The 21972-nt window shown below is 61.6% G+C and carries 23 protein-coding genes; 11 read left to right on the top strand and 12 right to left on the bottom strand.

The window, feature by feature from the left end:
• Window positions 1-64: 64 nt before the first annotated feature.
• Together ACMUVN_RS05100 and ACMUVN_RS05095 are read right to left on the bottom strand one after the other, a co-directional pair.
• Window positions 65-1021: a transketolase family protein gene (locus ACMUVN_RS05100; RefSeq protein WP_047610117.1), complete on the bottom strand. Its 957-nt coding sequence runs from the start codon at window positions 1019-1021 to the stop codon at window positions 65-67.
• On the bottom strand, window positions 1021-1830 hold the full coding sequence (locus tag ACMUVN_RS05095) for a transketolase (protein WP_047611614.1): 810 nt from the start codon (window positions 1828-1830) through the stop codon (window positions 1021-1023). The genes ACMUVN_RS05100 and ACMUVN_RS05095 overlap by 1 nt, the downstream gene beginning before the upstream one ends.
• 205 nt (window positions 1831-2035) lie before the next feature.
• Between ACMUVN_RS05095 and ACMUVN_RS05090 the strand changes: the two genes are divergently transcribed.
• The 6 genes from ACMUVN_RS05090 (at window position 2036) to ACMUVN_RS05065 (ending at window position 7507) form a co-directional block, all read left to right on the top strand.
• On the top strand, window positions 2036-3016 hold the full coding sequence (locus ACMUVN_RS05090) for an ABC transporter permease (protein ID WP_414814902.1): 981 nt from the start codon (window positions 2036-2038) through the stop codon (window positions 3014-3016).
• A gap of 116 nt (window positions 3017-3132) precedes the next feature.
• Complete coding sequence (locus tag ACMUVN_RS05085) at window positions 3133-4062, top strand: sugar ABC transporter substrate-binding protein (protein ID WP_003579719.1); 930 nt, start codon at window positions 3133-3135, stop codon at window positions 4060-4062.
• A 28-nt stretch (window positions 4063-4090) separates the two neighbouring features.
• Window positions 4091-5569, top strand: a complete 1479-nt coding sequence (locus ACMUVN_RS05080; protein WP_414814901.1) for a sugar ABC transporter ATP-binding protein — start codon at window positions 4091-4093, stop codon at window positions 5567-5569.
• Window positions 5570-5647: 78 nt separating this feature from the next.
• Window positions 5648-6436, top strand: coding sequence for an SDR family oxidoreductase (locus ACMUVN_RS05075; protein WP_047610123.1), 789 nt, complete (start codon window positions 5648-5650; stop codon window positions 6434-6436).
• A 32-nt stretch (window positions 6437-6468) separates the two neighbouring features.
• Window positions 6469-6651, top strand: coding sequence for a hypothetical protein (locus ACMUVN_RS05070; protein WP_047610125.1), 183 nt, complete (start codon window positions 6469-6471; stop codon window positions 6649-6651).
• 73 nt (window positions 6652-6724) lie between these two features.
• Window positions 6725-7507, top strand: coding sequence for an SDR family NAD(P)-dependent oxidoreductase (locus ACMUVN_RS05065; RefSeq protein WP_414814900.1), 783 nt, complete (start codon window positions 6725-6727; stop codon window positions 7505-7507).
• 97 nt (window positions 7508-7604) lie between these two features.
• On the opposite strand, the gene ACMUVN_RS05060 is transcribed toward ACMUVN_RS05065, so the two are convergent.
• Complete coding sequence (locus tag ACMUVN_RS05060; RefSeq protein WP_063475204.1) at window positions 7605-8372, bottom strand: SDR family oxidoreductase; 768 nt, start codon at window positions 8370-8372, stop codon at window positions 7605-7607.
• A gap of 329 nt (window positions 8373-8701) precedes the next feature.
• On the opposite strand from ACMUVN_RS05060, the gene ACMUVN_RS05055 reads away from it, so the two are divergent.
• The 3 genes from ACMUVN_RS05055 to mobB are packed head-to-tail and all read left to right on the top strand — an operon-like array spanning window position 8702 to window position 10799.
• Window positions 8702-9610 (top strand): DMT family transporter, encoded by a 909-nt coding sequence (locus tag ACMUVN_RS05055; RefSeq protein ID WP_097630988.1) that lies wholly within the window; start codon window positions 8702-8704, stop codon window positions 9608-9610.
• Between the two features lie 41 nt (window positions 9611-9651).
• Entirely contained in the window at window positions 9652-10281 is a 630-nt protein-coding gene (mobA, locus tag ACMUVN_RS05050) for a molybdenum cofactor guanylyltransferase MobA (RefSeq protein WP_097594426.1), read from the top strand.
• Window positions 10278-10799, top strand: a complete 522-nt coding sequence (mobB, locus tag ACMUVN_RS05045; protein ID WP_414814899.1) for a molybdopterin-guanine dinucleotide biosynthesis protein B — start codon at window positions 10278-10280, stop codon at window positions 10797-10799. Before mobA ends, mobB begins: the two co-directional genes overlap by 4 nt.
• Here the strand turns inward: mobB and ACMUVN_RS05040 are convergent.
• From ACMUVN_RS05040 to ACMUVN_RS05030, 3 genes are all read right to left on the bottom strand, one after another.
• Window positions 10731-12896, bottom strand: a complete 2166-nt coding sequence (locus tag ACMUVN_RS05040; RefSeq protein WP_414814898.1) for an ATP-binding protein — start codon at window positions 12894-12896, stop codon at window positions 10731-10733. The genes mobB and ACMUVN_RS05040 overlap by 69 nt on opposite strands.
• The gene (locus tag ACMUVN_RS05035; protein ID WP_097594323.1) at window positions 12871-14382 is read right to left on the bottom strand and encodes an ATPase domain-containing protein; all 1512 of its coding nucleotides are present in this window, start codon (window positions 14380-14382) and stop codon (window positions 12871-12873) included. Before ACMUVN_RS05035 ends, ACMUVN_RS05040 begins: the two co-directional genes overlap by 26 nt.
• Window positions 14383-14535: 153 nt before the next feature.
• Window positions 14536-15429 (bottom strand): LysR family transcriptional regulator, encoded by an 894-nt coding sequence (locus ACMUVN_RS05030; RefSeq protein WP_047610135.1) that lies wholly within the window; start codon window positions 15427-15429, stop codon window positions 14536-14538.
• A 133-nt stretch (window positions 15430-15562) separates the two neighbouring features.
• Between ACMUVN_RS05030 and ACMUVN_RS05025 the strand changes: the two genes are divergently transcribed.
• A complete protein-coding gene (locus ACMUVN_RS05025; protein ID WP_063475019.1) occupies window positions 15563-15958 on the top strand; it encodes a cupin domain-containing protein in 396 nt (131 codons plus the stop codon).
• 14 nt (window positions 15959-15972) lie between these two features.
• The gene (locus ACMUVN_RS05020) at window positions 15973-16962 is read left to right on the top strand and encodes an aldo/keto reductase (protein ID WP_063475020.1); all 990 of its coding nucleotides are present in this window, start codon (window positions 15973-15975) and stop codon (window positions 16960-16962) included.
• A gap of 63 nt (window positions 16963-17025) precedes the next feature.
• Here ACMUVN_RS05020 and maiA read toward each other — a convergent pair whose 3' ends face one another.
• The 6 genes from maiA to ACMUVN_RS04990 form a co-directional block, all read right to left on the bottom strand.
• The gene (gene maiA / locus ACMUVN_RS05015) at window positions 17026-17661 is read right to left on the bottom strand and encodes a maleylacetoacetate isomerase (protein ID WP_047610141.1); all 636 of its coding nucleotides are present in this window, start codon (window positions 17659-17661) and stop codon (window positions 17026-17028) included.
• A gap of 19 nt (window positions 17662-17680) precedes the next feature.
• Entirely contained in the window at window positions 17681-17842 is a 162-nt protein-coding gene (locus tag ACMUVN_RS05010) for a hypothetical protein (RefSeq protein ID WP_164735947.1), read from the bottom strand.
• A gap of 102 nt (window positions 17843-17944) precedes the next feature.
• A complete protein-coding gene (locus tag ACMUVN_RS05005; RefSeq protein WP_028758695.1) occupies window positions 17945-18361 on the bottom strand; it encodes an organic hydroperoxide resistance protein in 417 nt (138 codons plus the stop codon).
• 191 nt (window positions 18362-18552) lie between these two features.
• A complete protein-coding gene (locus ACMUVN_RS05000; RefSeq protein WP_047610146.1) occupies window positions 18553-19875 on the bottom strand; it encodes an ATP-binding protein in 1323 nt (440 codons plus the stop codon).
• A complete protein-coding gene (locus tag ACMUVN_RS04995; protein ID WP_028758697.1) occupies window positions 19872-20612 on the bottom strand; it encodes a response regulator in 741 nt (246 codons plus the stop codon). The genes ACMUVN_RS05000 and ACMUVN_RS04995 overlap by 4 nt, the downstream gene beginning before the upstream one ends.
• Window positions 20613-20735: 123 nt before the next feature.
• Window positions 20736-21782 (bottom strand): alpha/beta fold hydrolase, encoded by a 1047-nt coding sequence (locus tag ACMUVN_RS04990; protein ID WP_047610147.1) that lies wholly within the window; start codon window positions 21780-21782, stop codon window positions 20736-20738.
• Window positions 21783-21972: the final 190 nt, after the last annotated feature.

The raw sequence follows: 21972 nt of genomic DNA, 5'->3' as shown, positions 1-21972 counted from the left end.
CCTCCTCGGATCAGACGGCAGCCGGGACGGCAAATAAGCGTCCCGGCCGATCACGTGATCCCAGTTACTTGCGCCTGATCAGCGACTGCGCGGCGTCGGCGATCGCGGACGGCGCCATCCCGAATTCGTCGAGCAGAAACTCCGCCGAACCGGTTGGAGCGTAGACGCCGGGAACGCCGAGACGTTTCATCGGAACCGGAGCATTGTCGACCACCACTTCTGCTACCGCGGACCCGAGACCGCCAAAAATCGAATGCTCTTCGGCTGTGACGATCGCTCCGGTTTCCTTCGCCGCAGCGATGATGGCGTCCTCGTCGATCGGACGAACCGTTGCAAGGTTGAGCACCCTGGCGTTGATGCCGCGTTCTGCGAGGATCTCGGCAGCCTTCAGAATTCGATGGGTCAAAGTACCGTTTGCGATAAGGGTGACGTCAGAACCCTGGCGAAGGAGGTTTGCCTTGCCAAGTTCGAACTTGTGACCCTCCGGGAGCAGATCGGGCACACCGACGCGAGACAGGCGCAGGAAACAGGGGCCGTTGTAGGCCGCGGCCCACTCCACCGCAGCAGCTGTTTCGATGCGGTCACAAGGCGCAATGACCGGAAGATTAGGCAGAACCCGCGTCCAGGCGAAGTCTTCGATCGAGTGATGGGTCGGGCCGAGTTCGCCATACGCCATCCCGGAAGAAATGCCGACCAGTTTGACGTTGGCGTTCGAATACGAAATATCGGCCTTGATTTGCTCCAGCGACCGTCCCGTTAGAAACGGAGCGGCGGCGCAGACGAACGGAAGGCGTCCGCCGTTGGCGAGGCCTGCTCCAACTCCGACCATGTTCTGCTCGGCGATACCGACATTGACGAGGCGCTCCCCAAACTTCGCCTTGAAGCCGCCGAGCTTGGAGGAACCGACGGAGTCGTTGCAGACGGCGACGATCGTTTCGTTTTCGGCTGCCAGCCGCTCAAGCGTAGAGGCGAATGCGTCGCGGCAATCGTAGAGCTTGGGTGCGTGTATTGGCGCGTTCATTACAATGCCTCCGACAATTCTGCCAATGCGATTTCGTATTGTTCCTTGTTTGGCACCTTGTGGTGCCAGTCGACCCGGTCCTGCATGAACGAGATTCCATGCCCCTTGTTGGTATGGGCCACGATGCAATGCGGTCTCGATCCCCGGTGTTCGAGGGCCGAAACGACTTCGCTCATATTGTTGCCGTCGATCTCGGTGACCTCCCAATCGAAAGCTTCAAGCTTCGGACGAAGCGGCGCGAGATCGTTGGTTTCAGCTAGGGCTGCGCCCTGCTGGAACCTGTTGTGGTCGATGACCAGCGTCAAGTTATCGAGCTTGAACTGCGCGGCCGCCATGATCGCTTCCCAGTTGGAGCCTTCCTGCATCTCACCGTCGCCGGTGACGACGTAGGTGTGATATTTCGCGCCCGAGAGCTTGGCGGCTTTCGCCATTCCTATTGCGACAGGAAGACCGTGGCCGAGCGGCCCGGTATTCGTTTCGACGCCAGGAACCTTGTTGCAATTTGGATGTCCGTTCAGCCTCGAATGCGGCTGCAGAAAGGTGGATATCTCGTCCTCCGGAATGAAGCCGCGTTTTGCGAGCGTCACATACAGAGCGCATGCAGTATGCCCCTTCGAAAGAACGAACCTGTCGCGGTCGGGGTGCTTCGGCTGATCGGGCCAAACATTCAGCACACGAAAATAGAGGGCTGTCAAAATGTCGATGACCGACATTTCCCCGCCAATATGGCCGGCGCCCGCTTCAAAGACCGCCTGGAGATCGCGCAATCGAATCTCGCGAGCGACCCGCTCGAGTTCTATCGTATTCATGGATTCCTCATGTGCATAAATATTCATTTATCAATATTCTTGCACAAGAAGCCGATTAGTCAAGCCCTTTGAGCGGCACACCGGCCGCCCGAAGTCCATAAACCCTGTTGACAGCAGGAAAGCAACTTGTTAATGAATTTTCCAGCATGCGTGAATATTTATTCTTCGAATGAACTAACTGGTAGCCTAGGCATAGGGAGGAACAATGGTGGCGCTCGATATCAATGAAAACGGGCTTTCGTCCGGCGCCTGGTTGAGCAAGCTCAAGGGAGCCACCGGGCCGCTCGTGGGGCTGCTGGCGCTTTGCATCTTTCTGAGCTTCAGCACCGACACGTTTCTTTCGGTTCGGAATGGCCTCAACATCCTCGATCAGATCACTGTTCTCGGCATCATGGCCGTCGGAATGACATTCGTCATTCTGATCGGCGGCATCGACCTCTCCGTCGGCTCGGCACTCGCTCTGGCGATGATGGTCATGGGCTGGACCGCGAATGTCGCCGGCCTGCCGCTGCCGGTCGGGATCGTTCTTGCTCTGATCGCCTCGGGGATTTCGGGGCTGATCGTCGGACTTCTGGTGACGCAGTTCAGGGTTCCGGCGTTTATTGCCACTCTTGCGATGATGTCGGCGGCTCGCGGCGTCGCAAATATGATCACGGACGGCCAGCAGATCGTGGGCTTCCCCGACTGGTTCATGATGCTGGCGATAGATCGCCATTTCGGCGTGTTGACAGCCACCGTGTTTCTCATGCTTGCGGTTGTTCTTGCGGCCTGGCTTTTCCTGCACTTCCGGTCCGAAGGCCGCATGCTCTACGCGGTGGGCGGAAATCCGGAAGTCGCTCGGCTGGCGGGCATCAACGTCCCGCTCGTGACGATTGGCGTCTACATCGTAAGTTCAGTCCTTGCGGGGCTCGCAGGCATCGTACTTGCGGCCAGGCTGGATTCCGTCCAGCCGTCCAGCGGTCTGGGCTATGAGTTGGACACCATCGCCGCGGTCGTCATCGGCGGGACCTCGCTCTCGGGCGGCGCAGGCGGTATCGGGGGAACGCTTATCGGTGTTCTTATCATCGGCGTCCTTCGCAACGGGCTCAATCTTCTCAACGTTTCGCCGTTCCTGCAGCAGGTGATCATCGGCATCGTCATCGTGCTCGCGGTCGGCGCGGAGACCATTCGTCGGCGTCGCGCCTGACGAACGGGGTCCGCCGCGTCGGCGGCCCGGAATTCCGTTCCAAGAGTTTGGGGCGGATCAATACCCCGAGGGGGAGGACATACCCGAGGGTTCCATCAAACAACGGAGGAAATACAATGAAAATTGCGCGCACCATGCTCGCGTCTGCTGCACTGCTCGGCCTCACGCTCGGCCCCGTACACGCGGCGGAACTGAAGAAGCTCGGCCTGGCCGTTGCCAACCTTCAGGCAAACTTCTTCAACCAGATCAAGCAATCGGTCGAAGCCGAAGCCAAGAAGCGCGGCATCGAAGTCATCACCGTCGACGCAAAGGGCGACGGGCCGACGCAGGTCAATCAGATCCAGGATCTCCTGACCCAGAAAATCGACGCGCTGATCTACATTCCGGCAGGTGCGGCCGCTGCGACCGTTCCGGTCAAACTCGCGAAAAGCGCTGGCATTCCGGTCGTGAACGTTGACCGCAACGCCGAGGGAGCACCCGGCGACACCTTCCTTGCAACGGATTCCGTCGCGTCTGCCAAGGCGGTCTGCGACTACATCCTGAAGGAAGCCGGCGGCAAGGGCAAGATGGTCATCATCCACGGCCAGAAGGGCACGACGCCGGAAGTCGATCGTTCGAAGGGCTGCGCTGAATCTCTCAAGGCATACCCCGATGTCAAGGTTGTCGCCGAGCAGTTCTCGAACATCTGGAGCCAGGACGAAGGCTTCCAGATCATGCAGAACATGCTGCAGGCCAATCCGGACGTTTCAATCGTGTTCGCCCAGGCCGACGGTCTCGCCCTTGGCGCCGCGCAGGCGATCAAGGTCGCCAATCCGTCCCAGAAGATCGTGGTTGGCGGCTTCGATGGCGACACCGCAGCTCTCGAAGCCCTCAGCAAGGGCGTCTTCAACGTCACTGCGACCCAGCAGACGCAGAAGATGGGCCGCGATGCGGTTGAAAACGCCGCCAAGCTTGTCGCCGGAGAGAAGGTGCCGCCGGTCCAGCTCCTGGATGCCACGCTGACGACCAAGGAAAACGTCGCCGGCTTCATTGCCAACCATCCGTAATGAAGTCGAGGTCTTGAGGAGGTGTGCCATGACTGATCCAGTTCTTTCCCTGAGGGGCATATCCAAGTGGTATGGGCCACTGCAGGTTCTGAAGAATGTCAGTTTGGACGTCTATCCCGGTGAAGTGGTTGCACTTCTCGGTGAAAACGGAGCGGGCAAGTCGACACTATCCGGCATCATCGCCGGGTCCCGCACACCGTCCGAAGGATCAATGACATGGCTGGGGCAGCCTTATGCCCCAGCCTCCCCGAGGGAAGCGATCGACAAGGGCGTTGTCCTGATCCATCAGGAGCTGCAGCTGCTGCCGCAGCTGTCGATCGCGGAAAACGTCTTCATCGGACGCTGGCCGATGAAGAACGGCGTCGTCGACCGCGGCCAAATGGTTCGCCGCGCCCAGGAGCAGCTCGCTCGCCTGAACCTTCACATACCCGCAACGCGGAAGGTCGCCGGCCTTTCCACTGCAAATCAACAACTCATCGAAATCGCCAAGGCCTTGGCTCTCAATGCAAAGCTCCTGATCCTGGACGAACCGACCGCGGCCCTTGGTGGCGCGGAGACGGAGGCTCTCTTCGAACAGGTTAGAAAGCTTCGGTCAGAGGGCGTCGGCATTGTCTACATTTCCCACCGCATGGAAGAGATCAAAAAAATAACCGACCGGATCGTCGTCCTTCGCGATGGCGAGCGCGTGCAGGAATTCTCCGATAGCGCGACCCCGGTGCGAACGATTGTCGAGAGCATGGTCGGACGCCCGCTTGACCGCTTGTTCCCTACTCTGCCGGTTCCGACAGACCGTCCGGTACTCCAGGTGTCCGGGCTGAGCTCGCCTGATAATTCGTTCCGTGACGTTACCTTCGAAGTGCGGGCCGGGGAAATTCTCGGGATCGCCGGATTGGTCGGCGCCGGCCGCACGGAACTTGTCCGCGCCATTTCGGGCGCGGACCCAATCAGTGCGGGTTCGATGAAGCTGGAAGGCGAAGAACTCAGGCTGCGCGATCCGGCGGACGCGATCGCCAAGGGCATCGTGATGGTCCCGGAAGACCGCAAGGAGCAAGGTCTCGTTATCGGGCACCGGATCAGCGAGAACATTATCTACGCCAATCTCGACAAGCTGGGCGGGCGTTGGATTACGCCGCACGTCAAGCGCTCGTTTGCGGAGAAGGCAGTCACCAAGTTCGGCGTAAAAGGCCGTGCTGAGCAATATGCCTCGGACCTGTCCGGCGGCAACCAGCAGAAGGTCGTCATCGCGAAATGGCTGATGCGCGATCCGAAGGTCGTCGTACTCGACGAACCGACGAGAGGCATCGACGTCGGCGCCCGAGCGGGCATCTACGACATCATCGTCAATCTTGCCAAACGGGGCGTGGCGGTCATCGTCGTAAGCTCGGACCTCGAGGAGGTTCTCGGAGTGTCCAATCGCATTCTCGTGCTTGCCCAAGGCAAACAGGCAGGCATTCTCAATCGTGACGAGGCGAATGACGTTTCGGTCATGGAGCTAGCCACCATCTAAAGCAATTCCAGCAAAAGTGTGCAGCGGTTTTGCGTCAGGAATTGCGTGAAAACAAAACAGACAGAGAAAGGAAGAGCGGTGTCCGACATCACTCTGAACGCCCCGAAACTTTTCGATCTCAGCGGCCAGGTTGCCATCGTTACCGGAGCCGGGAGCGGCATTGGGCAGCGCATTGCCATCGGCCTTGCGCAATGCGGCGCCGACGTGGCGCTGCTCGACCGTCGAACCGACGACGGACTGGCCAGGACGGCCGAATATATTCGCGCCGCCGGCCGCCGTTCGATCCAGATCGCGGCTGACGTCACGAGCAAATCGTCCCTTGGAGAGGCAGTCGCACATACCGAAGCAGATCTCGGCGCATTGACGCTTGCAGTCAACGCTGCGGGCATTGCTAACGCCAACGCGGCGGAAGAGATGGAGGAGGACCAGTATCAGACGTTGATGGATATCAACCTGAAAGGCGTATTCCTTTCCTGCCAGGCGGAGGCCCGCGCCATGCTGAAGAATGGACGCGGCTCCATCGTCAACATCGCTTCCATGTCCGGTGTGATCGTAAACCGGGGGCTGAGCCAAGCGCATTATAACGCCTCCAAGGCGGGCGTGATCCATATGTCGAAGTCTATGGCGATGGAATGGGTCGACCGCGGCATCCGCGTCAACACCATCTCCCCCGGATACACGGCAACGCCCATGAATACCCGTCCCGAGATGGTTCATCAGACCAAGCTCTTTGAAGAGCAGACGCCGATGCAGCGTATGGCCACGGTCGACGAGATGGTGGGTCCCGCGGTGTTCCTGCTGTCGAATGCAGCCAGCTACGTGACCGGCGTCGATCTTCTCGTCGACGGCGGTTTCTGCTGCTGGTGATGCGATGAGAAGCGCAATGCCGCCGCTGAAAAATGAACGGTCTCGCTCCCTCCCTGGCTGAGATCGAGGCGCTGAAGGGACCAACGGGCATGACGGCGTGCAATATCGTCGTCTGCCCGCCCTTCACGCCGATTGCACGGGCGGAGGGCTTGGGCGTCGCCATCGCCGCTCAAGACCACCTGAATTCGCCGAAATTCTCTCGGGCGGCCGCTTGAGTTTCAATAATGATCGCAGGGTAGAACGCGCCCAGATTTGGTGTTTATGTCAGGATACCGGGAAGGAAAGAGCATGAAACGCTTTGAGCAAAAGACTGTCGTCATTACCGGGGGTAGCCGCGGCATCGGAGCGGCGATCGCCAGGCGGTTTGCGAAAGAAGGCGCCAACCTCGTCATCTCCGCAAACGAAGATTCGGTGCATGGGGTCGCCGAGCAGATCAGAGCCGAAGGCGGCAAGGCGATCTCTTTCGTGGGCGATGTCACGGACAAGGCGAGCGTGAAGGCTCTCTATGACGCTGCCGAACACGCCTTCGATACGGTCGACATTTCAATTCAAAATGCCGGCGTCATCACCATTGCCCGCATCGAGGATCTGACCGAAAACGAGTGGGACAAGGTGATGGCGGTCAACACCAAGGGCGTCTTCCTCTGCGCCCAGGAGGCGATATCAAGAATGCGCAAGCACAAGCGCGGCGGCCGCATCATCAACACCGCCTCCGGCCAGGCCCGCGACGGCTTCATCTATACCCCGCATTATGCAGCCTCGAAAATGGGCGTCGTCGGCATCACCCAGAGCCTGGCCAAGGAAGTCGCGACCGAGAAGATCACCGTCAACGCCTTCTGCCCCGGCATCATCGAAACCGATATGTGGGCCTATAACGACCAGGCCTGGGGTAAGCTGCTCGGCAACTACGCCCCCGGCGAGCTGATGAAGGAATGGGTCGAGGGCATCCCAATGAAGCGGGCCGGCTCCGGAGAAGACGTCGCCGGCCTGGTCACCTTCCTCGCCAGCGACGACGCCGCCTACATCACCGGCCAGACGATCAATGTCGACGGTGGTTTGATCATGTCCTGAGCCCTCTCGGAGGCGACGGTGCCATGGCGGCCAGCCCCGTCCTTCGAGGGCGGGTGGCTCGACCTCATACACTGCCGATCCCCGCCCCTCGCCCCACCTATGTTCGGCTGATCGACACCCCGCCATCCGCTAGCATCGCCGTGCCGGTCACGAAGCTCGACATGTCGGAGGCGAGGAACAGCGCGGCTTTGGCGATCTCTTCGGGCTGCGCCATGCGTTTCAGCGCATGCAGCCCCTCCACGAAGGCGAGCACCTCGGGTGTCGCGTCCGGTGCGTTGGTGATGCTGGCGGGTGTGTCGGTGCCGCCGGGCAGCAGGGCGTTGGCGCGGATCTTCTGCCTGCCGAGTTCGGCGGCGAGCACCTGCACGAAGCCGATCAGTCCCGCCTTGCTCGCCGCATAAGCGGCCATGCCGGGCATGCCGACGGTGTGGCCGACGAAAGTCGAGGTGAAGATCAGCGATCCGCCGCTTTTTCCCATCGCCGCCGACTGGTGCTTGGCGCCGAGGAAGGCTGCCGTCAGATTGGTCTCGATCGTCTCGCGCCAGCCCTCCAGCGATAGCCCGGCGACCGGTCCCATCTCGCCGAGGATGCCGGCATTGTTGAAGGCGATGTCGAGCCGGCCGAAACGCGAGACTGCCGTCTCGACGAGCCGTGCCTGCAGCGCCTCGTCCCTGACATCGCCCGATATGGCGACCGCCTGTCCGCCCTTCGCCTCGATTTCGGTGATGACGGCATCAAGCGCGTCCTGTCGGCGGCCGGTGACCACGAGCTTGGCGCCTTCCCGCGCAAAGAGTTTCGCCGCCGCGCGGCCGATGCCGGAGCTTGCGCCGGTGATGATGGCGATCTTGTCGTTGAGAAGTGTCATATCGGTTTCTCCTGGATTGTTGCGATAACCGAGATGCTCAAACATCAGGCGATACAGCCACCCGTTTCCCGCGCAGGAAGAGAAAAACGCCGATGAGGCGAACCGGCAGGCGCGATGGCATTCCCCATCGACGCCTTGATTGCGGCGTCGGAAATATCGGAATTCAACTTAAAAAACGTGGATTTGCCGGGACTTCCGCCCACACGCCTGCGTTGACATCAGCGCCATTGTGCACCGCATCATCGATTTATGCCTGGTGTGACATTCATCCGATTCCCTTGATGCATCTTCGCGACTAAAAGGGGCGCACAGGTAACGGGAATCTCTTCATGCCGCGGTCACGCAATACTGAGGGCGCCATCTATATGACCATGGCGATGGCCGGCTTTTCTGCAAGCGACGCTCTGTCCAAATCGGTGATCGCCTATATGAACGCCGGCGAGATCATGTTTCTGCGCGGCCTCTTCACCAGCCTGCTCGTCTATCTGATTGCCTGGAAAATGGGCGCGCTGCGCTCCTGGCGCATCATGCTGCAGCCGATGATCATCTTCAGGATCATCTGCGAGACGCTCTCCGCCGTGACCTATATCACCGCGCTCGGCATGATGCCGATCGCCAATGCCTCGGCGATCCTGCAGTCGCTGCCTTTGGTCGTCACCTTCGGTGCGGCGCTCTTCTTCGGCGAGCCGGTCGGCTGGCGGCGCTGGTCGGCGATCCTCGTCGGCCTCATTGGCGTGATGATCATCATCCGTCCCGGCCCCGATGGATTCACCCCCGCCGCCGTCCTCTGCGTCGCTGCGGTGCTGACGACGGCCGGCCGCGATCTCGCCACCCGGAGCATCAGCCCGGAAATTCCCTCGCTGATGATAACCGTCATCACCGCCATGTCTGCCTCCTTCTTCGGCGCGCTGCTGATCCCGGTGCTCGGCGGCTGGCAACCGGTCAGCGCCACCGCGCTCGGGCATCTGGCGCTCGCCTCGGTGCTGGTGCTCGTCGGCTACCAGTCGGTCATCCTTGCCATGCGCACCGGCGAAATCTCCTTCGTGGCGCCGTTCCGCTATACCAGCCTGATCTTCTCCTCCCTGCTCGGCGTCTTCTTCTTCGCCGAAGTGCCTGATAGCTGGACGCTTATCGGCGCTGCGATCGTCATCGCCTCCGGCCTCTATACGTTCTATCGTGAGGCCAAGCGCCGCGTATCGCCGATCGCGCAGGAATCCGCCCCGCGCGCGCCAGTCTGAGACAAATGATGGCTGAGACAAATGATGGCTGAGGAAGGATGATGGCTGAATTCTCGCTGGACAGATCCGACATAGCAGGCGTCGTGCTGGCCGGCGGCCGCTCGCAGCGCATGGGCCGCGACAAGGCGGGCGTGATGCTCGGGACCGAGAGCCTGCTCCGCCATGCGCTGACCCGCCTCTCGCAACAGACCTTGCTCGTTGCCGTCAACGCCGATGCCGCCGCCGAGGATGTGCCTGTCGTTTCCGACCGTTTTCCCGGCAAGGCCGGGCCGATGGCCGGCATCCATGCGGCCATGGTCTATGCCGCCGGCCTTCCCTCGATCAGCCATGTCGTCACCGTCTCGGTGGATTGCCCGTTCTTCCCGGCCGATCTCGTCGCCCGGCTGGCGGCAGCGATCGAACGCCCGTCGCAGATCGCCATTGCCGCCTCCGAGGGCCGCAGCCATCCCGTCTTCGGCCTCTGGCCGGTGACGCTGGCCGCTGATCTCGAAGCCTGGATCGCCACCGACGAGAAGCGCCGCGTGCGCGACTTCCTGTTGCGGCATGACGTTACGGAAGTGGCGTTCCCGCTGCATCCGACCCGCGCCAGCCTGCTCGATCCCTTCTTCAACATCAATACGCCTGACGATCTCGTCGAGGCGGAACGCTGGCTGGAGGCCCTTCACGCATGACCGCACCGAAAATCTTCGGCATCGCCGGCTGGAAGAATTCAGGCAAGACGGGGCTCGCGGTCCGGCTGGTGATGGAGTTCACCCGCCGCGGCTACAGGATCTCGACGATCAAGCACGCCCATCACGATTTCGACATCGACAAGGTCGGAGCCGACAGTTATCGCCATCGCCAGGCCGGCGCCCATGAAGTCACCATCGTCTCCGGCACCCGCTACGCCATCATGCACGAGCTGCGCGGCGCCCCCGAACCCGAGTTCGAGGAAATCCTCGCCCGCCTCGCACCCTGCGATCTGGTGCTGATCGAAGGCTACAAGCGCGAGCCGATCCCGAAGATCGAGGCCCGCCGCCTGGAGGCCGCCAATCGTGAACCGCTGGCGCCGAGCGATCCCCATATCTGCGCCATCGCCGCCGATCACGCCGTCACGGATGCGACCCTGCCGGTCTTCGATCTAGACGACACAGGCGCCATCGCCGATTTCATCGCTGACATCGTCGGCCTTGGACAGGCGAGGCTCTAAGACAGCTGCGTCACTGCCGGATCTGAGCGTCGGAGCCGTTTCGCCTGCCATCGCCTTGGCGATTTCCTTGGCAAGTTGAGCCTGATTGTAGGGCTTTCCCAATCTCGGAAGATCGATATCGGTGCCGGCGGGAAGATCGGCGTAACCTGTCGCCAGGACGATCGGCACCGCCGGATGAATGTCCCGCGCGGCCTGAGCGAGCTGTGCGCCGGTCATACCAGGCATCGAATAGTCGGTGATGATCAAGTCGAAATGCTGACCGCTCCTGATCAACTCCAGCGCCTGCAAGCCTGAATTTGCTTCGATGACCTCATGGCCCAGATCTTCAAGCATGTCGACCGAACTCATCGCAATCAAGGCATCGTCATCGACCAGAAGGATCTTCAGTCTGGATGCGGCTTGCGCGACGGGCAGCTCCGCCTCGGCCGGCCGCTCGGGGCGTCGTTCGGTGGCCGGGAGCCACAATTCGGCTGTTGTCCCCACCCCAAGCTCGCTTGTCAGAACAAGTGCGCCATTGAGCTGGACCGCAAGCCCGTGGATCATCGATAAGCCGAGGCCCGTGCCCTTTCCGATCTCCTTGGTCGAGAAAAACGGATCGACCGCCTTCTTCAGCGTCTCCGCGTCCATGCCGGTGCCGCTGTCGGCCACCGCCAACACCAGATAGGTCCCCTCGCCGAGATCGCCGTTATTGCCGCCAACCTGTTCCTGGCGCAGCGAAATAGACAGCGTCCCCCCATCCGGCATCGCATCACGGGCGTTGACCGCAAGGTTGAGCAGCGCCAATTCGAGCTGGTTCGCATCGACCAGCGCCGGCGGCAGGGTCGCCGGCAACATGGTTTCGATGCTGATCGAGGATCCGACCGAGCGCCGCAACAGGTCGTTCATGCCGGAGACCAGCTCGGCCAGATCGACGGGCTTGACCTGCAGATCCTGCTGCCTGGCAAAAGCCAGCAGCCGCTGCGTCAGCGCCGCCCCGCGCCGCGCCCCCTGAAGCGCCCCGTCGATCAGACGCGTCGCTTTGGCATCTCCGGCCGCGTGCTTGCCGAGCAGCTCCAGATTTCCGAGAACGACCATCAGCAGGTTGTTGAAATCGTGGGCGACGCCGCCGGTCAGCTGACCGATCGCTTCCATCTTCTGCGATTGGCGAAGCTGCTCCTCGGCTCTTTCACGCTGGGCGACTTCCTCGAGCAGGGTCTGGTGAGCGGCGTTGACCTCCCTGGTCCGTTCCCTCACGCGCTCCTCGAGGTTTTCATTGAGTCGTCGCAGATTTTCCTCGATGGTCTTGCGGGCAGTGGTATCGGAGCAGACCCCGACGAGCTTTCTGGCGGAACCATATCTGTCGGTGTAGAGCTGCGCATGGACCTCGGTCCAATGCAGTGATCCATCCGGCCAGATCGTTCTGTGCTCGATCGAATAATCGAGTCCGGTGTCGATCGTCCGGCGCAGGCGTGCCAACACAATGTCCCGGTCGTCGGGGTGGATGCTCGCAATCAGATCGTCACGCGTAACCTCATCATCCGGCGCTCGACCGAAGACCGCTTTGCAGGTCGCCGAGGCGAACAAGGCCATCGAGGACAGCTCCAGCTCCCAGGCCCCGAGACGACCGGCGGCGAGCGCCGTCTGCAACCGTCGTTCTCCTTCGCTGAGAGCCTCGAGCCGGGCGCGCGCTTCATATTGGCGCAGGCGCCCCTTCAACGCGGTCCGGGCAACGCTAATGAAGGAGGTCGCATGGAACGGCCTTTCCAGGAAGGTGACATTGCCCAGAACCTCGGAAAGCCTGGCAGCGGCCGGATTTCGTTCAGGCCCGCCGCCACGTATGGTGAGCACGATGAACGGCAGGTCTGACCAGCTCGGCTGGGCCGAGACCCAGGCGGCGATCGGCTTGAGATCGCTCGAGCGAACGGCCTCTTCCGTCAGCACACCAAGCGCGATGTCATCGCTGAGCGATGACGCGAACATAGACAGGTCGGCGGCGGCAATCGATGTCAATCCGGCCTCATCGACCAGCGATCTCGCCACCCAGGCATCGCGACCGGCGGGGGCGTAGATCAATGCTTTCGGTTTGCTGGAATTAGGAATTGCCGCTATCCCCGCCATTGGTCGACAGGAGCGGCGCCAAGGGCGCGATAAATTCGGGAACGCCGCGAAGCACGCCCTGGAATCCGATGAGAGGATCGCCGAATCTCAAGCCGGAAGCGTCGATGCGGTACTCGCGGATGGTATCCTCGTGAAAGCCGGTCCTCTTCTTGATCACGGAGACTGCCCGACGCACCTTACCCGCAGCCTCGAAATAGCGCAGCAGAATGACGGTATCGGCGAGATAGGTGACGTCGACGGGAGCCTTCATGTCGCCAACCAGCCCGTGCTGCGCAACGGTCAGGAAGGTATTGGCGCCTTGCCTGTTCAGATATTGCAGCAGCTCATGCATATGAAGGATCAGCGAATTTTCATCCGGCATCGAAGCCTGATAACCGTTGATACTGTCGATGATGACGGTTTTCGCATCCGACTTGTCGACGCACTTGCGCACGCGATCAGCAAATTCGCCCGGCGACAGTTCGGCGGCATCGAGCTGTTCGATGTGGATAAGACCCGCATCCCTCATGGCTTCGAGATCCATTCCGAGCGCTTTCAGCCGCGCGAAGAGCAGGCCTAGCTCTTCGTCGAAAATGAAGGCCGCCACTTTCTCTCCGCGCGCCACCGCCGCCATCAGAAATTGAAACGAGAAGGTGCTCTTGCCTGTGCCGGCAGGACCGAGGATCAGGGTACTGGAACCCCGCTCGAGGCCGCCGCCGAGAAGAAGATCCAGCTCCGCAATATCACAGGAAATCTGATCGCGGACATAGCTCGACCTGTGTTCGGCAGCGACGAGACGCGGAAACACGATCACGCCACCGGTCTGGATGATGAAATCATGATAGCCGCCGCGGAAGGCCTGCCCGCGGTATTTCATGACCCTCAGACGTCGGCGTTCGGAGCCGTAGTTCGGCGCCAGTTCCTCAAGATGGATGACACCGTGCACGACGCTGTGCACCGTCTTGTCGAGCACGTCGGACGTCAGATCGTCGAGCAGAAGGACTGTCGCCCCCTGTCGGGCAAAATAGTGTTTGAGCGCGAGGATCTGCCGGCGGTAGCGCAGCGAGCTTTGTGCGAGCAGCCTTATCTCCGACAGGCTGTCGAGAACCACGCGACGTGGCTTGATCCTCTCGAAAGCGGCAAAGATTTCCTTTGTCGTCTCTCCAAGTTCTAGGTCCGATGAATAAAGCAGGCTCTGCTGCTGGTCGGCATCCAACAGGCTTTCCGGAGGCACGACCTCGAAGACCTCGATATTGCCGTCGATCACCATGCCATGCGATGCGGCGCCGGCCCGGAGTTCGCTCTCGGTTTCTGAAAGGGTGATGTAAAGCCCCTGCTCGCCGAGCCGTGCACCTTCGATCAGAAACTGCAGCGCGATGGTCGTTTTGCCCGCTCCTGGATTTCCCTCCAGGAGAAACACGTGGCCCGTGGAAAGGCCTCCCGCCAGAACTGTGTCCAAACCGGACACACCGGTCCGGGCTTTCGTGGCAGGTGCCGCAGTATTCATTCACTGTTTCCTTCGATCTCAAGTGTGAATTAGTGGCGAGTGATGGAATGTCAAATCGCTGCAGGCATGACTTCGCTTCCGGCAAGAGCCGATCGATTGAACGTCTCCATGGCTCGGATATCTGCCGGTTCGCGCAGCTCGAATGATGGGCCTCTATCCTCGATAACGAAGCGCATCGACGACGAGGGCGAATGCCGGTGACGTGTGCCGACGGCTTGGGTAGTAGAGATGGTAGCCGGAAAACGGCAGGCACCAGTCCTCGAGGACCCGCACCAGCCGTCCATCGGCAAGATGCCCCTCGACCAGGTTCTCCGGCATGTAGGCCAGCCCGAGACCGGCCAGCACGGCGCTCAGCCGCAGGGCTATATTGTTGAAAACCAGCTGGCCCTCGACGCGAACCCTGAGCTCGCGCCCGTCCTTCTCGAACTCCCATGCATAGACGCCGCCATAGGTCGGCAGACGCAGATTGATGCAATTGTGATCCGTAAGATCCTGCGGCGTCAGCGGCTTCGGCCTGGTGGTGAAATAAGCGGGAGTGCCGACCACGGCCATGCGCATGTCGGGGCCGACGCGCACCGCGATCATGTCCTTCGCCACCTGCTCTCCGAGCCGCACCCCGGCATCGTAACGCTCCGCGACGATGTCGGTGAGGCCGTAGTCGACGATGATCTCCACATTGATATCGGGATAATCGGGCAGCAGCTTTTCCAGGGCGGGCCAAAGGACGGCATCGGCCGCGTGCTCTCCGGCATTGATGCGGATGGTGCCCGCCGGCTTCTCCCGGAACGCGCTCAAGGCAGCCAGTTCGCTCTCGATCTCATCGAGCCGCGGTCCGATGGAGACGAGCAGCCGTTCACCCGCCTCCGTCGGTGAGACGCTGCGTGTCGTGCGTGTCAGCAATCGCAATCCAAGCCGCTCCTCGAGCCCGCGGATGGTGTGGCTGAGCGCCGACTGCGACACACCCAGCTTGCCCGCCGCCTTGGTGAAGCTCTGTGCACGCGCAACGGCGAGGAAAGCGATGAGATCGTTGACGGCAGGGCGTGACATTTATGAAAAATCCTCATGGGTTCTTGCCGTTTATACCATCTAATCGCAACCAGGCGCACGCCCTAAATATCTTGTTACGCGAGTGGACACGTCCATTCGACATCAAAAGCCCGACATCGAAAGGAAGACAAGGATGGATATAAAGCGAAGCGGTTCGCAGCCTTCGGCCAAGGGACCGGCCGACTGGTTCACCGGCAATGTGCGTGTCGACCCGCTGTTTGCCGTGACCAGCCCCGCACGCGCGGCTGGCGCCAGCGTCACCTTCGAGCCCGGCGCCCGCACCGCTTGGCACACCCATCCACTCGGCCAGACGCTGATCGTCACGTCGGGCTGCGGTCGTGTGCAGCGCGAAGGTTGCCCCATCGAGGAGATCCGCGACGGCGACGTCGTCAGCTTCGCCCCGGGTGAACGTCATTGGCACGGCGCATCGCCGACCACGGCGATGACCCATATCGCCATCCAGGAACAGCTCGACGGCAAGGTCGTCGACTGGATGGAACACGTCACCGACACGCAGTACCAGGGTTAGAAAAGGAAACGGCAATGCAGAAACGTGAACTCGGAAAGAGCGGACTTCAAGTCTCGGCCATCGGTCTCGGCTGCATGGGGCTGAGTTATGGTTATGGCCCGGCGACAGCGATTCCGGAGGCGATCGCGCTGATCCGCCGCGCGTTCGAACGCGGCGTGACCTTCTTCGACACGGCCGAGGCCTATGGCCCCTATCAGAACGAAGAGCTTCTGGGAGAGGCCCTGGCGCCTTTCCGCAGCGAGGTGGTGATCGCCACGAAATTCGGTTTCAACTTCGATGCCAATGGCGGCCAGAGCGGCATGAACAGCCGGCCGGAACAGATCCGCGCGGTTGCTGACCAGGCGCTGAAGCGTTTGAAGACCGATGTCATCGACCTCTTCTATCAGCATCGTGTCGACCCCGATGTCCCGATCGAAGATGTGGCCGGCACGGTCAAGGCGCTGATCGCCGAGGGCAAGGTCAGGCATTTCGGCCTCTCGGAAGCAGGCGCCCAGACGATCCGTCGCGCCCATGCGATCCAGCCGGTGGCGGCACTGCAGAGTGAATATTCGCTGTGGTGGCGCGAACCCGAGCAGGAAATCCTGCCGGTGCTCGAAGAACTCGGCATCGGTTTCGTGCCCTTCAGCCCGCTCGGCAAGGGCTTCCTCACCGGCGCGATCAGCGAAACGACGACCTTCGACAGCAAGGACTTCCGCAACATCGTGCCGCGCTTTTCCCAGGAAGCGCGCAAGGCCAACCAGGCACTCGTCGATCTGCTCGCGGACATCGCCGCCCACAAGAAGGCAACCGCCGCCCAGGTCGCCCTGGCATGGTTGCTGGCACAAAAACCCTGGATCGTGCCGATCCCCGGCACCACCAAGCTGCATCGTCTCGAGGAGAACATTCAGGCCGCCGAGGTCGAACTGACGGCCGAGGATCTTGGCAGCATCGAAAGCGCGCTCGCCACCATCAAGGTGGAAGGCGATCGTTATCCCGCGCATCTGCAGGCAAGGGTCAATCGCTGAGGGCCGCCAACGATGTAAAAGGAGCGACCGCAGTCATTTGCGGCCGCTTCTTCGTCGATCGCATCATCGTCTCGGTGCCGGCGCGTTCTCCTGGAAGGCCGGTATCGCTTCCAGCCGAGCGACAATCTCCGCGATATTTGGCCATTGGGCGAGATCGAAGCCCATACGCCGGGCGCTGATCGCCTGCGGAAAAAGGAAGATATCGGCAACACACGGCTGATCCCCAACGGCGAAAGCCCCCTGCCTGCGGCCGGCGATCATCGTCTCGATCGCGGCCATTCCCTCGCCGACCCAATGACGATTCCAGGCGGCAACGGCATCGGCATCCGCCTGGAAGGTCTTGCCGAGATGCAGGCCGATCCGCGGCGGCAGCAGCGCATGGATCTCGGCGGCGATCGCAAGCGCGATCGACCGCGCCAGCGCCTTGTCCTCCGCCGTTCCAGGCAGCAGCGCCGGTTCGGGCTGAATCTCGTCGAGATATTCGACGATCGCCAGCGACTGGGTGATGAGGACGCCGCTATCCGTCAGCAAGGCCGGGACCAGCCCCTGCGGATTGACGCTGCGATATCCGGCCTGCCGGCTCTCGGCATTTTCGCCGAGGATGGTCACCGGCAGTGTTTCCGCCGTCAATCCCTTGAGGGCGAGCGCGATACGGACTCTCGACGTCGCCGAGGAAATTTCATTCTGATAGAGCTTCACGGGTCTTCTCCCTAGTGACCTAAAAGAGGGGTTGGAACGGCCGCGGCGCCCCGGAAGACGACGCTGCGGATGCTGCCGTCACGAGGCCCGCAAGCGGCGAAGGCTCCTGCGAGCTTACGTCGTAGATGCAGGGCGCGGCGAAGACCGCCGCTCCCAGAATGCAGATGATCATCAATCTCATCAGATCCTCCAACGACGAGGCCCGGTCGGCCTCGTCGTGTTTGCTTTCGGCTGCTGTCCTTTGCCCGCCGCGGCCAATGGCCTTCGGCGGGCAATGCATTCGTCAGGCAACGCTCAATTCGACATGGATATTGCCGCGCGTGGCCTTCGAGTAAGGGCAGGTCTGGTGCGCCTCTTCAATGAGCGCTCTTGCCACATCCGCTTCGATCCCTGGCAGGCTGACCTTGAGACGGGCCTGCAGGAAATAGCCGCCATCGGCCGTTCCCAAATCGACCTCGGTGTCGACGGCGAGATCGGCGGGGAGCCTGACCTTTTGATTGGCCGCGGCAAAGCCGATCGCGCCGATGAAGCAGGCAGACCAGCCGGCGGCGAAAAGCTGTTCGGGATTGGTGCCGGCCCGGTTGCTGCCCGGAGGCGAAAGCTTGATATCCAGCTGGCCGTCGTCGCTGTGCGAAGCGCCGTCGCGCCCGCCCGTCGTATGGGTCTTGCCGGTATAGAGAACCTTGTCGATCTTTGTCATGGAACACTCCTTGTGTTGCGTCGCTTCAGGCGACTGGCCGCGCTGCGCGGCCGGGTTGACGGAGTGTGTTTTGACCGACGGATATATCCGCCATGTTTCCGAAATCGCCCGAAATGTCACAAAACGTAGCATCCGATATCGAGGACATCTTTACATACAAACATCGCGAAATTTTGCGGCGGCTGCCGATGTCAATGGATGGTGACTTCCGCCGCCAGTCCGCCGTCGGCGCGATTGTAGAGCCGGAGCGACCCGCCGATCTTGGCCGTCAGCTGCTGGGCGATGGCAAGACCGAGACCGGTGCCGCCGGTTTCCCGGTTGCGGGATTGTTCCAACCGGAAGAAAGGCTGCATGGCGGCTTCCAGCAGATCGTCCGGAATTCCCGGCCCGCGATCCATGACTGTGATGACGATATCGTTCTCGGCGCTGCGCTCGACGCTGATCTCGGCAGCGCCGGCGAACTTCAGCGCATTGTCGATGAAGTTCGACAGGATTCGGCGAAGCGCATGCGGCTTGGTGAAGGCGGCGCCGTGAACCAGCCCGACGACGGTGACGGCCTTTCCGGTATCCTGATAGTCATAGGCTATGCTGTCGATGAACGAGGCGAGATCGATGCGGGCGTTCTTCTCGCCGTCGCCATGCGCGCTGCGCGCATAGGCAATCCCGTCCTGGACGAGACGCTGGATCTCGCCGAGATCATGCACCAGCTTGTTTTTCTCCGGCGAATCCTCCGCCATGTCGGCGCGCAGCCGCATGCGAGTGATCGGCGTCTGCAGGTCATGCGAGATTGCCGCCAGGATCTGGACGCGCTCTTCGAGGTAATGGGCAATCCTCTCCCGCATCGCGTTGAACGCCCTTGCCGCATGCGCGACCTCGCTCGGCCCCGCCTCGCTCAAGGCCGGACCATCCTTGTTCGGGTCGAGGGCATCGGCGGCGGCAGCAAGCGCGCCGAGCGGTCGGATAACCTGACGAACCGCAAACCAGGTACAAAGAATGAGCAGCGCCATCTGGATGACGAAGACATAGGGCAACCACGCGGCGATCGGCATGACCCCCTTCGGCGTGACGTCGATCGTCAACGGGCTTCCGTCGCTGAGCGTCAGATGCGCCTGCAACCGGTTCACATCGCCAGGAATCCGTTCGATACGGATCGGAAAGCGGTGCCCGATCGCCTCCTCGATCTTGCCTGATATCTCGGCGCCCTTGCTTGACGTGTCAGGCACGCCGGCAAGGCCGGGTCCGAGCACGAAACGGTAGTTGCCGCGGCTCAGCCGATCCAGCAGATCGCCACGTTCGCCTGGCGGAAGTCGGTCGAGAACGGCAATCGACGTCGCAACGTCGTTTTCCAGCGTGCCGAGCATCACGGCCTTGGCCGACATATAGCGCTCCATATAAAGAACGCTGAAGGACAGCCCGTAGGCCACAGCCAAGCCAATCAGCAGGATCAGAAATATCCGCGAGCGCAACGTGCTCGGCCAAGCCAAACCCGAGCGCAAAGGGACCACCGACTTCATTGGCGCAGCTCCGAGATTTCGACCGGAACTGAAAACACATAACCTTCGCTGCGCACCGTCTTGATGTAGGTCGGCTCGCGTGCGTCGTCGCCCAGCCGCTGACGCAGCCGGCTGACCAGGAGATCGATCGAGCGATCGAAGAGATCGGCGTCGCGGCCCTGTGTAAGACTCAGAAGCTGGTCGCGATTGAGCACCCGCTGCGGATGGTCGATGAAGACGCGAAGCAGACGGTATTCGGCGCCGCTAAGCGCAATCGCGGTCCCCTCCTTGTCGAGAAGATGCCGGGCGACCGTATCGAGCCGCCAGTCGCCGAAGGTCAGCAACTGTCCGGCCTCGCTGATCTGCAGATTGGGCGGCAGCATGCGCGTCCGCCGCAGCACCGCCTTGATGCGGGCGAGCAACTCGCGCGCTGCAAACGGTTTGGCAAGATAGTCGTCGGCGCCCATCTCCAGGCCGAGGATCCGGTCCATCTCATCGGTGCGGGCCGTCAGCATCAGGATCGGGATCGCCTTGTGCCGGCCGGCACGCAGTTCGCGGCACAGCACCAGCCCATCGTCGCCCGGCATCATAACATCGAGCACGATCAGGTCGACGGCATTGGCCTCGATAAAACTGCGCATCTGGCGCCCGTCGGCGGCAACGCTCGTCCTGAGACCGTTCTTCTGCAGATAGCCCGAGACCAGCTCGCGGATTTCGCGATCGTCATCGACAATCAGGATGTGATCGACATGATCCATATTTCCCGGTTCCTCACCCGTAAAGGCGGCCGCGCCCGCCGCCTCGATATCGAAGCGGTTGACGCGACCTACGCATATTCCGCCGGCCGGAGCAACGAGGCCCTGCGGCACGATACCGTCGACTTAGAAGCGATCGACGTCTATGACAGCCTGCGCGAAGGCCTGCGGCGCCTCCTGAGGCAGGTTATGGCCGATGCCGCCGCCGATCGTGCGATGCTCGTATCTGCCGGAGAACTTTCCGGCATAGGCGGAAGGCTCCGGATGCGGTGCACCGTTTGCATCGCCCTCCATGGTGATCGTCGGTACGGAAATGACAGGCGCTCCCGCAAGCGTCTGTTCATAGGCATCGTACTTGGCCTCGCCTTCGACAAGCCCCAGGCGCCAGCGATAATTGTGAATGACGATGGCGACGTGGTCGGGGTTGTCGAAGGCGGCGGCCGATCTGCCGAATGTGACATCGTCGAAGTTCCACTTCGGCGAAGCCGTCTGCCAGATAAGCTTTGCGAAATCATGGGTGTTGCTCTCGTAACCCAGACGGCCGCGTTCGGTGGCGAAATAGAACTGATACCACCAGGCAAGTTCGGCCTTCGGCGGCAGCGGCTTCTTGTTGGCCTCCTGGCTGCCGATCAGGTAGCCGCTCACCGAGACCATCGCCTTGCAACGCTCCGGCCAGAGCGCCGCCATGATGTTGGCGGTCCGCCCGCCCCAGTCATAGCCGGCAATGACCGCCTTCTCGATATCGAGCGCATCGAGCAGCGCGATCATATCGGCGGCGAGCGCTGACGGCTGGCCGTTGCGCGGCGTCTGGTCGTCCAGGAAGCGGGTCGTGCCGTAACCGCGCAGATAGGGCACGATCACCCTGTAGCCTGCCGAGGCAAGCAGCGGTGCGACATCGACGAAACTATAGATGTCATAGGGCCAGCCATGCAGCAGCAGCACGACAGGACCGTCCGCCTTCCCCGCCTCGGCATAACCGATATCGAGCACGCCGGCTTTCACCTGCTTCAGCGCTTCGAAGGACGTGTGGGTTCCCACCTTGACGTCAGGCACGGATGCGGCGGGCGCTGATTGAGCGGCGGCCTTGCCGGCCACGCCGAACTCGACCGCCGCAAGGGCGACGGCCGTCATGCCGAAGAAGCGGCGGCGGTGATGATTGATTTGCTCTGACATCGGTCTCTCCTGTCGAATGGATCACGGTGCTGAAATGAGGTTGCGCTTGTATCCCTCATATGTCGCAAGCCGTCGGTTTTGCATGCGGATGTAGCTTTCGGCCGCCGGGATACATTCTGATACAATCGCGCCGACCGAGCAAAGCCTCGCGCCGGCCCCGGCGCTTTCGCCACAGCCCATCGCTGGGCGG

It is taken from the genome of Rhizobium sp. IY2, from assembly GCF_047532935.1.
Classification (GTDB): domain Bacteria; phylum Pseudomonadota; class Alphaproteobacteria; order Rhizobiales; family Rhizobiaceae; genus Rhizobium; species Rhizobium anhuiense.
The sequence above is the reverse complement of the archived record's forward strand: the minus strand, read 5'-3'. Positions and strand labels throughout refer to the sequence as shown.